This is a genomic window from Allopusillimonas ginsengisoli (assembly GCF_004153455.1).
GTDB classification, from domain to species: domain Bacteria; phylum Pseudomonadota; class Gammaproteobacteria; order Burkholderiales; family Burkholderiaceae_B; genus Allopusillimonas; species Allopusillimonas ginsengisoli.
This window is the reverse complement of sequence record NZ_SDQE01000008.1, coordinates 103,004-116,145: the sequence shown is the minus strand read 5'-3', so window position 1 is coordinate 116,145 and position 13,142 is coordinate 103,004. Positions and strand designations below refer to the sequence as shown.

Annotated in this window: 15 protein-coding genes; 5 read left to right on the top strand and 10 right to left on the bottom strand. The window is 59.2% G+C overall.

Annotated features, from left to right (window positions below):
- Positions 1-40: 40 nt before the first annotated feature.
- On the top strand, positions 41-853 hold the full coding sequence (locus ERE07_RS14660) for an AraC family transcriptional regulator (RefSeq protein WP_245153730.1): 813 nt from the start codon (positions 41-43) through the stop codon (positions 851-853).
- Between the two features lie 154 nt (positions 854-1,007).
- Positions 1,008-2,210, top strand: a complete 1,203-nt coding sequence (gene serA / locus ERE07_RS14655; RefSeq protein ID WP_130009781.1) for a phosphoglycerate dehydrogenase — start codon at positions 1,008-1,010, stop codon at positions 2,208-2,210.
- 50 nt (positions 2,211-2,260) lie between these two features.
- Here serA and ERE07_RS14650 read toward each other — a convergent pair whose 3' ends face one another.
- From ERE07_RS14650 to ERE07_RS14635, 4 genes are all read right to left on the bottom strand, one after another.
- Positions 2,261-2,710, bottom strand: a complete 450-nt coding sequence (locus ERE07_RS14650) for an RrF2 family transcriptional regulator (RefSeq protein WP_130009780.1) — start codon at positions 2,708-2,710, stop codon at positions 2,261-2,263.
- Positions 2,711-2,714: 4 nt separating this feature from the next.
- Complete coding sequence (locus ERE07_RS14645; protein WP_130009779.1) at positions 2,715-3,962, bottom strand: NnrS family protein; 1,248 nt, start codon at positions 3,960-3,962, stop codon at positions 2,715-2,717.
- Positions 3,955-4,359 carry a group III truncated hemoglobin gene (locus tag ERE07_RS14640; RefSeq protein ID WP_130009778.1) on the bottom strand — a complete coding sequence of 135 codons (405 nt, stop codon included), beginning with the start codon at positions 4,357-4,359 and terminating at the stop codon, positions 3,955-3,957. The genes ERE07_RS14645 and ERE07_RS14640 overlap by 8 nt, the downstream gene beginning before the upstream one ends.
- A gap of 243 nt (positions 4,360-4,602) precedes the next feature.
- Positions 4,603-5,214 (bottom strand): GNAT family N-acetyltransferase, encoded by a 612-nt coding sequence (locus ERE07_RS14635; RefSeq protein WP_130009777.1) that lies wholly within the window; start codon positions 5,212-5,214, stop codon positions 4,603-4,605.
- 56 nt (positions 5,215-5,270) lie between these two features.
- Here ERE07_RS14635 and ERE07_RS14630 point away from each other — a divergent pair, with 56 nt between their 5' ends.
- Positions 5,271-5,612 (top strand): protein tyrosine phosphatase family protein, encoded by a 342-nt coding sequence (locus tag ERE07_RS14630; protein ID WP_130009776.1) that lies wholly within the window; start codon positions 5,271-5,273, stop codon positions 5,610-5,612.
- Positions 5,613-5,783: 171 nt separating this feature from the next.
- Positions 5,784-6,239 (top strand): universal stress protein, encoded by a 456-nt coding sequence (locus tag ERE07_RS14625; RefSeq protein ID WP_130009775.1) that lies wholly within the window; start codon positions 5,784-5,786, stop codon positions 6,237-6,239.
- A 57-nt stretch (positions 6,240-6,296) separates the two neighbouring features.
- On the opposite strand, the gene ERE07_RS14620 is transcribed toward ERE07_RS14625, so the two are convergent.
- Complete coding sequence (locus tag ERE07_RS14620; protein ID WP_245153729.1) at positions 6,297-6,626, bottom strand: GntR family transcriptional regulator; 330 nt, start codon at positions 6,624-6,626, stop codon at positions 6,297-6,299.
- A 33-nt stretch (positions 6,627-6,659) separates the two neighbouring features.
- Here ERE07_RS14620 and ERE07_RS14615 point away from each other — a divergent pair, with 33 nt between their 5' ends.
- The gene (locus ERE07_RS14615; protein WP_130009773.1) at positions 6,660-7,268 is read left to right on the top strand and encodes a glutathione S-transferase; all 609 of its coding nucleotides are present in this window, start codon (positions 6,660-6,662) and stop codon (positions 7,266-7,268) included.
- A 71-nt stretch (positions 7,269-7,339) separates the two neighbouring features.
- On the opposite strand, the gene ERE07_RS14610 is transcribed toward ERE07_RS14615, so the two are convergent.
- Genes ERE07_RS14610 through fdhF form a run of 5 tightly spaced genes read right to left on the bottom strand, consistent with a single transcriptional unit; the run spans position 7,340 to position 13,131 of the window.
- Positions 7,340-7,465, bottom strand: coding sequence for an MFS transporter small subunit (locus tag ERE07_RS14610; protein ID WP_130009772.1), 126 nt, complete (start codon positions 7,463-7,465; stop codon positions 7,340-7,342).
- A gap of 9 nt (positions 7,466-7,474) precedes the next feature.
- Positions 7,475-8,899 carry an L-lactate MFS transporter gene (locus ERE07_RS14605; RefSeq protein ID WP_130009771.1) on the bottom strand — a complete coding sequence of 475 codons (1,425 nt, stop codon included), beginning with the start codon at positions 8,897-8,899 and terminating at the stop codon, positions 7,475-7,477.
- A gap of 48 nt (positions 8,900-8,947) precedes the next feature.
- Complete coding sequence (locus ERE07_RS14600; RefSeq protein WP_130009770.1) at positions 8,948-9,211, bottom strand: formate dehydrogenase subunit delta; 264 nt, start codon at positions 9,209-9,211, stop codon at positions 8,948-8,950.
- Positions 9,208-10,170, bottom strand: a complete 963-nt coding sequence (fdhD, locus tag ERE07_RS14595) for a formate dehydrogenase accessory sulfurtransferase FdhD (protein WP_130009769.1) — start codon at positions 10,168-10,170, stop codon at positions 9,208-9,210. The genes ERE07_RS14600 and fdhD overlap by 4 nt, the downstream gene beginning before the upstream one ends.
- A gap of 12 nt (positions 10,171-10,182) precedes the next feature.
- Positions 10,183-13,131, bottom strand: a complete 2,949-nt coding sequence (gene fdhF / locus ERE07_RS14590) for a formate dehydrogenase subunit alpha (RefSeq protein ID WP_130009768.1) — start codon at positions 13,129-13,131, stop codon at positions 10,183-10,185.
- Positions 13,132-13,142 lie beyond the last annotated feature (11 nt).

Below are 13,142 nucleotides of genomic sequence, written 5' to 3'. Positions count from 1 at the left end.
TTAGATATAATGACAATTTATCGCTATTTCCAGCCAAATCGTGCAAACCCAATCGCTGCAACTGTCTCTCTGCGATTTCGATCCCGACGCCACCACCAGCCCTGCCGTTGCCTTGCGGCTGGACGTCGCCGATAACGAGAGCGAAGCGCCCGTGCACCAGCACCGTAAAGGTCAGTTGGTCTTTGCGCTCAAGGGCGGTGTGGTGTGTGAAGTGCCCAATGCACTGTGGATGGTGCCGCCCAATTGCGCCGTCTGGGTGCCCAGTGGCATGCCGCACAGCAATCGTGCAACGGCTAACGCCAGGCTTTGCTTTTTATTCGTCGAGCCCGGCGCTGCAAAGATGCCCCGAGATTGCTGCACATTGGTGATCAGTCCATTGTTGCGCGAACTTATCCAGCATCTGGCCAATCAGCCTCAAGCCTACGCGCGCAATAGCGCCACTGGCCGCATGGCGTGTGTCTTGCTCGACGAACTCGTACAGATGCCGGTCGAGCAATTGCATTTGCCTATTTCGGATGAGCCTCGCATCAAGGCCATTGCCCAAGCGCTGGCAGACAATCCTGCCGATCGCAGTACGCTGGCGCAATGGGGGCGCCGTTTTGCCATGAGTGAACGCACACTGACAAGATTGGTGCTCAAGGAAACAGGGCTTAGTTTCGGGCGATGGCGGCAGCAATTGCAATTGATTATTGCCTTGCGGCAGTTGTCGGCGGGCGCGTCCGTGCAGCAGGTGTCCGGCGAGCTGGGTTACGAGTCCGTCACCGCCTTTATCACCATGTTCAAGAAATCGTTGGGCCAGCCGCCTGCGCGTTATTTTGCTTCGATGGCGCAGCAGCGCCAATCAATGCGCTGAACGGGGCGCCGGCAGTGATTCTTGTCCGCTTAATCCCCAGGCCTATATCCATATAGCTTGAATCCCGTATTCCCCTAGACCCGGAATGGCCTCGCCTGCATTTAGTCCTAAAATAGTCCACAATTAATGTTTCACGTTGTTTGCTGGATACTCAATGACCCGCATCGTCCTTTTCGAAAATATTCACCCTAGTGCCAAAGAAGTTTTTTCAGCCGCCGGCTTTGATGATGTCATCACGCATGCATCGGCGCTGCCGCCCAAGGAATTACGCGCCGCAGTACGCGGCGCGCAGGTTTTGGGCATCCGGTCTCGTACTCAGCTCGACACCGAAGTACTTGCCGAAGCAGAAGACCTGCAGGTGGTTGGGTGCTTTTGCATAGGCACCAATCAGGTTGATCTTGACACCGCCATGCTGCGTGGTGTGCCTGTATTCAATGCGCCATTTTCCAATACACGTTCCGTGGCTGAACTGGTGTTGGGCGAAGCCATCCTGTTGCTGCGACGCATTCCCGAAAAAAACGATCGGGTACACCATGGTTTTTGGGACAAGACGGCCGACGGCGCCTTCGAGGCGCGCGGCAAGACGCTGGGCATCATTGGCTACGGCAATATCGGATCGCAGGTCGGCACGCTGGCCGAATCCGCAGGGATGCGCGTCATCTTTCATGATGTCGAAGCCAAGTTGCCGCTGGGCAATGCCCGGGCCACGACTTCACTCGAGAAACTCCTGGCCCAGGCTGATGTTGTCACGCTGCATGTTCCGGGCGGCAAGGCAACCGAAAACATCATGAATGCGACCACCCTGGGCGCCATGAAAAAAGGGGCCATTCTTATCAATGCCTCGCGTGGCACTGTGGTGGACATAGATGCCCTGCACCAGGCCCTGGAATCCGGGCATTTGTCCGGCGCTGCGCTGGATGTCTTTCCTGTCGAGCCCAAGAGCCGGGACGAAGCGCTTGCCAGCCCGCTGATCGGTTTGCGCAATGTCATCCTTACGCCGCATATTGGCGGCAGCACGCAAGAATCCCAGGAAAACATCGGTCGGGAAGTAGCCGAGAAGCTTTCGCGCTTCCTGCTCAGCGGCACAACCAAAGGCGCCGTCAATTTTCCCGAAATTTCCTATCAGGAACAGGTGGGTACGGCGCGCATTCTCCATGTGCACCGCAACTTGCCGGGTGCCATGGGTACGCTCAGCAATCTCATGGCGGAACGCGGCCTGAATATTGTCAGCCAGCAATTACAGACCCGTGGCCAGATCGGTTATGTCATTTCAGACGTAGAGGGCGTTGTCGACGATCAGGTGATGTCCTTGTTGCGCGATCATCCGATCACGGTGCGTTGCAGCGTTGTCAGGTAGTTCACCAGGATAGCCGCTGGGCGCAGCATGCGCGCCCAGCGGTAATGCGTCTACGCTTTCAGGAAACGAACAGGCTGTTCATCGGAGTCAGATCGGCTGGCAGGCTGTTCGAGCACATCCGCCAGGGTGTAGCCGTCCAGATGTTGCATGAACGCGATCAGCGCACCCTGGAATATGCCGGTGAGCCCACAGGCGCCGCTCAGGGAGCAGCGGTTGTCTGGCCCCAGGCATTCCACCAGCGCCAGGTCGTTTTCGGTATCGCGTACGACGGCGCCCAGATTCACGTTCTGCGGCGCCATGGCCAGACGCATTCCGCCATTCTTGCCCCGTATGGTTTCCAGCCAGCCTCGCTGGGCCAGCCTGTGTGTGATTTTCATCAGGTGCGGCTCAGAGATGCCATAGGCGCGGGCGATTTCCGCGATCGTGCACAGGCGGTCGGGGTGCCGGCCTACATACATAAGTAGGCGTATCGCATAATCTGTCATGGTGGTTAGCCGCATGTTTTCACCTGCCGTCCGGACGCGGGCGTATGAGCAGGGGAACAAAGCGCCATAGATACAGCGCCATGCAGGCCGTCCAGCATAGCGCCGACGCCTGAAGCAGCAACAGGCTGAACTCACCGGGCGCAAGTGCCGCCAGACGCAGCACAAAGGCTGCGATCATCAAGTAATAGCTGGCCAACATACTGGTATCAAGCGCCAGCGGCCGACCCAGATGGCCCAGTGCGGTACGTGTGACCATGCCGATAATCAGCACCGAAAATCCCCCTATGCCAACGATATGCACATGCACGGCCGCACGCGCCAGTGTTCCTGCGGTCAGGCCCGCCGCATACGCTGCGGCAAAGACAAGGCCAATGGCCAGGGCGGCGTACCCCATATACAGAATCCACAGCATGGGTTTGCGCAACACAGCCAGCGGCTTCCAGTTGAGCAACTGCCACAGGCCAACGAGGCCGGTCGCCGCCAGCGCCAAGGCCATCGGGATAGGCCAGCCTATCAGGCTGAACGCGATCGCGGCGACGCTCAAAACCATTTGCACGCGCCCGCTGCGAACCAGCATGGGGATGTCAAGGCCCGGCAGCATGCGCATGGAAAAAAAAGGAATGACGCGTCGTGCGATCAACAACGCGATGATTGCCATGCAGATCAGCCCTTGCTCAAAGCGCTGCATCAGCCCGATGTAATCATTGTCTTGTGCAGCCAGCGCGTAGAGCAGGTTGGCAGCCCCCAGGCCCAGAGTAAGAAAAGGCAAGCCCAGATTGCGTCGGCTTTTGCCCTTGACGACCACGCGCAGCAGACAGAGCGAGGCAATTCCGAAGAACAGGGTTTCGCTGCACAACGCGACATGAAAGGCGATGTCGCCGCCCGCCAGATAGCCGATGCGGGCAATGACCCACAGGGTGCATACGGCGCCGAGCGCCAGGCCCTTCAGCGGGTTGAACCCCGTCCAGGTGGCGCTGGCCGTAAGCAAAAAACCCACCGCGATGGTGGCAATAAACCCCCATAGCATTTCGTGTGCGTGCCAGGCAACACCCCACATGGGTTGACGGATCAGCGCTGGCGCAAAAATCCAGATGGCCAGCGAGATCAGCGCCCAGCCGCAACCCGCGATGTACAGCGGACGAAATCCGAGACTGAGAAAAGCCTGAAGGTCGGGGGAGGGCTTGACGGTCGGGGCGCCATGATGGGCGCCGGAGGACGGCGTTGGCGGTTGCGCGCGGATGCCCGGTGCCGGGTTGGTGTCAGCCATGAGTGAACTCTGTGGGCAGGCGGTCGGGATGATTGTTCATTTGATAGCCAAACCACAGGCTGCGCGCGATGCGCTGGGCAGCCTCTTCGACGCGTTCGGCAAACAAACGATTGGGCAGGGTTTCGGTGGTCTGGTGAAACAGATCCAGCCAACGGGTGAACATATGGGGTTGCAGATTGGGCAACGCGACATGCTTGGGCATGGGCGTGCCGCTATAGGTGCCCGCACGAAGCAGGACGGAAGACCAGAATCGGACCATGATGGCCAGGTGTTTGTCCCAATCGCTGATATGGGTGTCAAAGATCGGGCCGATGAGATCATCTGCGCGCACGCGGGCGTAGAAAGCATGAACCAGTGTGGTGATTTCTTCTTCGGTACAAAGAGCGTCTTGGGTCATGAGGAGCAGTCCGGATGAGAGAGCGGGGCGGTTGGAAAGAAAGGCTGGTGCGTTAAAGATTCATTTTAAAGTAATCTTATAAAAAAGGGACGATGCCGTCAATTGAGCCGTCATTGGACGGGCGGGTCTATTTAGGCGATATCAAGGCGGTATCGAGGCGGTATCGGGGTGGTATTGAGGCAGTGTTGGGGCAGTATTGGGGCAGTATTGGAGCGGCTTCGCCTGGCTGAAAACGCAGTGGGATCAGGCGGGCGGGCCCTGCCAGGGCTCTGGCGGCGTGTCGGCGCCGGGGCCCAGTGCGCGCTGCATGAATACAACATCTATCCATTGATTGAATTTGTATCCGGTCGCCGGTTGCGAGCCGACGTAGGCAAATCCAAGGTTGCGATGCAGGGCGATGGAGCCGCGGTTGTCGTGGCCGGCTATCACCGCAACCATCTGCCGCCAGGGGCCTTGCTCGCACCGGCGGATCAGCTCGGCCAGCAGCACTTTGCCCAGGCCTTTACCTGATTGCGCGGGCGCAAGGTAGATGGAATCTTCGAGCGTGTAGCGGTAGGCGGCTCGCGGGCGATAGAGCGTGGCATAGCAGTAGCCGGCGACCTTGCCATCCAGGATGGCGGCCAGATAGGGCAAGCCCAGCGCCATGGTTTTTGCCAGCCGTTCCTGCATTTCCTGTACGCTGGGGGGGATTTCTTCGAATGTGGCGATGCTATGCTGAACATGATGCGCATAAATACGCTGTATCTGTTCCATGTCTTCCGGCCGGGCGTCACGGATTTCCAGGCCGGCTTGCGGCTGGATGCTGGTTTTCGGACTCGAGGGGGGAGAAGCTTGCGCGCCTTTAGCGCTGGTCATACTATTTCCTTGATCGACACGTCTGATCTAAACATCAGTATATACAGGAGCTACACATGCCGGTTCAAATCAATGCGCTTACCTCAGATTTTGCGGTAGCGCCGCAACTCACCCCCGACGATATGCAGGCTGTTGCAGACGCCGGCTTCAAAAGTGTAATCATCAATCGGCCCGATCTTGAGGGCGGTCCTGATCAGCCGCTGTCGGCTGATGTCATGGCAGCCGCGCGGGAGGCTGGGCTGAGCATCGAATATCAGCCGGTCGTCAGCGGCGCCATGACGCCCGACGATGTGGCGCGCTTTGCCGAACTGCTCGACACGCTGCCCGCCCCGGTGCTTGCCTATTGCCGTACGGGCACGCGGTGCACCCACCTTTATCAGGCCGCCAAACAGCCTTGAATCCAGGCGTCTTTGGCCGGCCAGGTGCGATTGTTGTACCAAATGCCAGGTTTCTTGATCCAAATCAGCCACGGTGATTGAGTAATTGGCTACCGTGTATTCACTACTTATCATTTTATAGACTTTGCAATTAATCTTGGGAGGCAGTGCAACTTTATGGGGGCTACTACAATGTTCAAAAAAATTCTTATTCCAACCGACGGGTCTGCGCTGTCGGCTCAGGCAGCCAACAAAGGGGTATGTTTTGCTCGCGAAACCGGCGCGGAAATCGTTGCGCTTTATGTCACCCAGCCGTTCGCTGCAACGGTCGGTTTTGATGGCATGGCCGCCGCCTACGCCATTACCGACGAAGACTACGACAAAACTGCTCAGGAACAGGCTCAGAAGTATCTGAAGGCCGTGCTCGACCGCGCCGAAACCGCAGGCGTCAAGGCCAAAGGCAAGGCGGTTTCCAACTTCAATGTGGCAGATGGCCTTGTTCAGGCCGCCGAAGAAGAGGGCTGCGACCTCATCTTTATCGGCAGCCACGGCCGCAGTGGCTTGTCGCGCCTGCTGCTGGGCAGCGTCACCATCAAGGTGCTCAGTCTGGCCAAGTCCGCAGTGTTGGTGTATCGGGTCAAGGAGTAATTGTGTTCGGCGGTGCGTTACTCGAATCAGCGTGATGCATGATTCGGGTAGCGGCGGCTATGCGCTGGCCAATCTGTCGTCACCAGCCGTCAGGCACGCCTGAAGTTTTTCTAGGGCCCCATCGTCCAAGCCCTTTTGCGCCGCTTTCCTGCAAGCAAGGCCTTCCAATACGGCGCGAACCTCGTAGGCGCCAATAATTTCGTCACGTTTATACACGCGTACTGTGTAGCCGCGCTTGGGCTGATGCTCCAGCAGCGCCTCGCTGCCTGGCGTCGCGAGCGCCGCGCGCACCGGGCTGCGTGAAACCCCGAGCTTCTCTGCCAGCGGGATTTCCTCCAGCCGGGCGCGACTGCCTACAATAGATACCTTGGCGACCCTGCTGGGCAAGCGTTGGCAAAACACTAAACAAGAGGATTCTGAATGAAAATCTATTATTCCGCTGCATCGCCTTATGTGCGCAAATGCATGGTCGTGGCCAGCGAGCTGGGCCTGACCGATCGTATCGAGAAGTTGGCGTGCGCAGCCAGCCCCGTCAAGATGGACCTTACCGTCGCGGCGTCCAACCCGCTGGGCAAAGTGCCGGCGTTGATCACCGACGATGGCCAGGCGCTGTTCGATAGCCGGGTGATTTGCGAATACCTGAACCATCTAGGGCAGGGCAAACTGTTTCCCGATGCGTCAGGCGAGCGCTGGCAGGCGCTGACCGAACAGTCGCTGGCAGATGGTCTGCTGGATGCAGCGCTGTTGGCGCGCTACGAAACCGCCACGCGCCCGGCACAGCATCAATGGAAGGATTGGACGGATGGGCAGATGCGCAAGATTGCGAATGCGCTGGGCCATTTCGAAGCGGTTGTGACGCAGCGTGCAGGACAGGTCGATATTGGCATGATTACGCTGGGCTGCGCACTGGGATACCTGGATTTACGCTTTTCTGATTATGATTGGCGCAGCGCATATCCTGGCGTGGCCAACTGGTATGCCGAGTTCAGCCAGCGCCCGTCCATGCAGGAAACCATTCCTCACGGCTAATGTGTCATCGCATCAACAACAACGCCTCGTGATCGTGAGGCGCTGTTGTTTTGGGCGGATTGAATAACGGCTTACTTGAACAGTGCGCCGGCCTTGATCAGGGTTTCCCAGATGCCGAGCACCAGAGGGATACCGACATAAAGCCAGAAGATGATCAGAAGGACTGGCGATGTCGTGCTTTGCGTTTTGGTGTTCATGAGGCTTCCTTATTTGTGCGCGGCCATGGCGGGTTCCAACTGGCTGGTCTGTTTGCCTGCATCGGGCCGCAGTTGTTCATCGTTCATGTGATGATGCGACGCCACTGGACGAACCAGCAGGTTGCAGAAGAACCCGACGATCAGCAGGCCCGCCATGATGTACATGGTGGTGGTGTAGGCCTGCGCTGGCGGCACGCCGCTGTCCACCTGATACTGGCGTATGTAGTTGACCAGCACGGGGCCAAACACGCCTGCCGCCGCCCATGCGGTGAGAATGCGGCCATGGATGCCACCCACATATCGCGTGCCAAACAGATCGGCCAGATAGGCTGGAATGGTGGAGAATCCGCCACCGTACATCGAAATGATGATGGCATAGAAAAGTACGAACAAGGCAACATTGCCCGCCGACCCCATGCCAGGCACCAGGAAGTAAAGAATCGCGCCCAGTACAAAAAAGGTGAAGTAGGTATTCTTGCGCCCGAGGTAGTCGGATACCGACGACCAGAAGAAGCGCCCCAGCATGTTGGCCAGCGACAGCAAGCCCACAAAGCCGGCCGCAGCGCCGGGCGTGATGGCGCCCTTGAAGCTTTCCTGGATCATGACCGAGGCCTGGCCCAGCACGCCGATGCCCGCCGTCACGTTCAGGCACAGCGCCCACCACAGCAACCAGAACTGCGGGGTTTTGAGCGCTTGATCAATATGCACGTGATTGCGCGAGATCATTGCATTCTGGGTGACTGGGGGTGTCCAGCCATCTGGCTTCCAGTCGGGCGCTGGAATGCGGATGGTCAGAGCGCCTATCATCATCGAAATAAAATACAGCGCGCCCATCACGACAAAGGCCTGCGCCACCCCCACCGAGGTTGGCGAAGAGAAGTGGTTCATCAAGGCGACCGACATCGGAGAAGCGATGAAGGCACCGCCCCCGAAACCCATGATGGCCATGCCTGTTGCCATGCCGCGTTTGTCGGGGAACCACTTGATGAGAGTTGACACCGGCGATACATAGCCTATGCCCAGACCCGTGCCGCCCAGTACGCCATAGCCTAGATACACCAGCCAGATCTGATGCCAGGCAACGCCGAGCGCGGCGACCATGAATCCGCCTCCAAAGCAGCAGGCGGCGACAAACATGGCTTTGCGCGGGCCAACCTCTTCCAGCCACTTGCCCGCAAAGGCAGCGGCTAGCCCGAGAAATACAATGGCAATGCTGAATATCCATCCCAGCGTAGGCAGGTCCCAGTCTCCTGGCGCCGATTGGGTGACACCGATCAGCCGGGTCATGGGGTTGTTGAAGACAGAGAAAGCATAGGCCTGGCCTATGCACAGGTGGACGGCAAGTGCAGCCGGCGGGATCATCCACCGGTTGAAGCCAGGTGGAGCGGTAATGCGCTCCTTACTGAAAAAGCCGTGTGTCGATGGTTCACTCATGCAGTCTCCTTGCGCGGCTCGGCGTTTGCCGCTTTGTTGTCATGGCTATCAGGCTGTTGCGGATTTGCGGGGTGTCAGGCGCTCTTTGTTGAGCAAAATGGCCTGTAGCGTGATGTCGCTCAGACCGGTGTCGCCGGCTTGACCGTCCGGCTGTGTATTCAGAAAGTCGAGCAAAGCGGTGCGCATGCGCGGCTCCCAGAATTTTTGGATATGGTTGGCGATGCCTTCCAGCGCTTCGTCATGGTCCGGCATGGCTTCGAAGAACGCGCCAATACGGTTCGCAAGGCGAATAAGATGGGCAATATTGTTCATGGATTTTCCTGATCTATGCGCAAATACTCAGCATGGCTGTACACGTTGAAGGTGTCGCCTCGCGCGAATCCAGCCAGCATAAGATTGAGCTGCTCGGCAAGGTTTACGGCATAGGTGGTGGGCGCGGATACGGCGATCAGCGCAGCAATGCCGGCTGCGGCGCATTTCTGCACCATTTCAAAGCTTGCGCGGCTGGAGATGGCGGCAAATCCTGTCTCCACGGGCACATCGTTGCGCAGCAGATGGCCGATGAGCTTATCCAGGGCATTGTGCCGGCCAACGTCTTCGCGCACACACTGAACCCGGCCGTTGACATCCGCCCATCCCGCAGCGTGGGTGGCGCCTGTTGCCTGATGCAGGGGCTGAAGCCCGCGCAACTGCTGCACAGCCTCTGCGAGCGCGCGGGTGGCGTAGCGGTCGGGTTGCGCTTGCAGGGGCTGAAGCTCGCGCTGCACTTCATCCAGGCTCTCTATCCCGCATAGTCCACAGCCGGTGCGGCCGGCCAGGCTGCGCCGGCGCAGTTTCAGCGCTCTGAGCCGTGCGCTGGCCAGCCGCACCTGCAAGACCATGCCGTTGCGGCGCTCGACGATGTCGACGTCATAGATATCGCGGGGCGACTGAATGATGCCCTCTGTGTACGAGAAGCCATAGGCAAAGTCCTCAAGGTCAGCGGGCGTTGCCAGCAGGGTGGCGTGACTGATGCCGTTGAACTCCAGGGCGATGGCTACTTCTTGCGCGACTTTGTCGGACTCGTAGTGGCCGTGTCGCTTTACGCCGCTACGCAATACGGTGTGGATGCGCTGGCCGGCTCCTTGCCCATCTGAATTGCCGCGGTGCGCCAGGGTACCTGGCGGGTGGGCTTCTCCAGTATGTATGGTGAGGCTGGCTCCCACATCGCGTTGACGTGTTCCATTGACGTGGAGCCAGGCTTCAGGGTTGGTTAGTTGCGCGACAGACATGCTGCATGGTCCTTAATTGCCGCCTAGCGCGGGCGCGGGCGCTGGCTTGACGGTGGGCTCGGCCTTGGCAGAGTCCGCCTGCGCCGTTTGAGGCACGGCTTCGCCACCCAGACGCTGGCGCTTTTCCAGTAGCGCGAGCTGGGTATCACTGAAGCGCGACCAGTTGGCCTGCCATTCGGAGGGCTCCGTGACGCGTCGTGCCTGAATCGCCGTTACCTTGTATTCGGGGCAGTCGGTCGCCCAGTCGGTGCTGTCCGTGGTTACCACGTTGGCGCCGGACTCCGGAAAGTGGAAGGTGGTGTAAACAACGCCCGGCTGCACCCGGTCGGTCACGTCAGCCCGCAGTACGGTTTCGCCAGCCCGACTCTGTATAGCAACCAGGTCGCCTGGCCGTATGCCGCGATCCTCTGCATCGTGGGGGTGAATCTCCAGCAAGTCTTCGTCATGCCATTGCACGTTGGGCGTACGCCGGGTCTGCGCCCCGACGTTGTACTGGGACAGAATGCGGCCCGTGGTGAGCAGCAGCGGGAACTTGCGCGTGCTGCGCTCGTCGCTCGGTACGTACTTGGTAATCATGAAACGGCCCTTGCCGCGCACGAACTCGTCAACGTGCATGATGGGTGTGCCGTCCGGCGCTTCCTCGTTGCATGGCCATTGCACGCTGCCACCCAGATCATCGATCTTTTTGAACGAAACGCCTGAGAACGTCGGCGTCAGCCGTGCAATTTCGTCCATGATCTCGGAGGGATGACTGTAGTGCATGGGGTAGCCCAGCGCGTTGGACAGCGCGCACGTGGCTTCCCAGTCCGCAAGGCCGCCTTTGGGCTCCATGACTTTGCGCACCCGCGAGATGCGGCGTTCGGCATTGGTAAAGGTGCCGTCCTTCTCCAGAAAGGATGAGCCTGGCAGAAAGACGTGGGCATACTTGGCTGTTTCATTCAGGAAGATATCCTGAACGATGACGCATTCCATCGCCGCGAGCGCTGCCGCCACGTGCTGCGTGTTGGGATCGGATTGCACAATGTCTTCGCCCTGGCAGTACAGGCCCTTGAACGAGCCACTGATGGCCGCATCGAACATATTGGGCAAGCGCAGTCCGGGCTCGGGCTGCAATGTGACACCCCAGTCTCGCTCAAAGTCTCCGCGCACCGCATCGTCGGAAATATGCCGGTAGCCTGGCAATTCGTGCGGAAAGGAACCCATGTCGCAGGAGCCTTGCACGTTGTTCTGGCCGCGCAGCGGGTTCACCCCCGCGCCTTCCTTGCCCAGGTTGCCTGTTGCCATGGCCAGGTTGGCGATGGCCATGACGGTTGTCGAGCCCTGGCTGTGCTCGGTGACCCCCAGGCCGTAGTAGATGGATCCGTTGCCACCTTGGGCATAAAGGCGTGCCGCGCCTCGCAGGTCGGCTGCGGGCACGCCGGTTTCGGCTTCCATGGCTTCGGGGGAGTTCTCCGGCAGACAAACGAAGTCGCGCCATTGCTGGAAGGCCTGCGGTTCGCAGCGTTCGGCGACATAGGCTTCATCGATAAGGCCTTCGGTAGCGATCACGTGAGCCATGGAAGTGAGCAGGGCTGTGTTGGTGCCAGGGCGCACAGGCAAGTGGTAGGCGGCCTTGATATGGGCGGTATCCACCAGTTCGATGCGGCGCGGATCAATGACGATGAGCTTGGCGCCTTCGCGCAGGCGACGCTTGAGTCGAGAGGCAAACACAGGGTGGGCTGCACTGGGATTGGCGCCCATCAGGATAACCACGTCGGTAAACATGACCGAGTCGAAGGTCTGTGTACCGGCGGATTCGCCCAGGGTTGTTTTCAGGCCGTAGCCGGTAGGCGAGTGGCAGACACGGGCGCAGGTATCGACGTTGTTGGTGCCGAAGGCAGCGCGAACGAGCTTCTGAACGAGGTAAGTCTCTTCATTGGTGCATCGCGACGAGGTGATTCCGCCGACCGAGTCGCGTCCGTATTTGGACTGTATGCGACGGATTTCCGACGCAGCGTATTGTATGGCTTCATCCCAGCTGACTTCTCGCCATGGATCTTCGATGCGCTGTCGGATCATGGGCTTGAGCATGCGATCCTTGTGGGTCGCATAGCCCCAGGCAAAGCGGCCTTTCACGCAGGAATGGCCACGGTTGGCCTGACCGTCCTTCCAGGGCACCATGCGCACGACTTCCTGGCCCTTCATTTCGGCCTTGAAAGCACAGCCCACACCGCAATAGGCACAGGTTGTGATCACCGAGTGCTCGGCCTGGCCCATCTCAATGACGGATTTTTCGATCAGCGTCGAGGTAGGGCAGGCTTGAACGCAGGCCCCGCAGGAAACGCAGTCGCTGCCCATGAAGTCTTCGTTCTGGCCAGCAGCAACCCGTGATGCAAAGCCACGTCCATCTATCGTCAGGGCGAAGGTACCCTGTACTTCGTCGCAGGCACGCACACAACGGCTGCACACAATGCATTTGGAGGGATCATAGGCAAAATACGGGTTGGACAGGTCCATCTCGTCATTGAGATGGTTGGCGCCATCGTAGCCGTAGCGCACGTTGCGAAGGCCGACGACACCCGCCATGTCCTGCAATTCGCAGTCGCCGTTGGCGGGGCAGGTCAGGCAATCCAGGGGGTGATCGGAGATGTACAGCTCCATGACGCCAAGTCGCAGTTCACGCAGCTTGGGCGTTTCCGTATGGATGACCATGCCCGCTTCGACTGGCGTGGTGCACGAGGCGGGATAGCCGCGACGGCCGTCGATCTGTACAAGGCATAAGCGGCAGGAGCCGAAGGCGTCCAGATTGTCGGACGCGCACAGCTTCGGGATGTTGATCCCGGCTTCGGCAGCGGCACGCATGACGGAGGTTCCCGCCGGCACTTCAATGTCGGCGCCGTCTATGGTGATGTTGATCAATTCGGTACTGGTGGAGGCGGGTGTGCCAAAATCACGTTCTCGTTTGGCGATGGTTTCGAGCATGTCGGACTCCG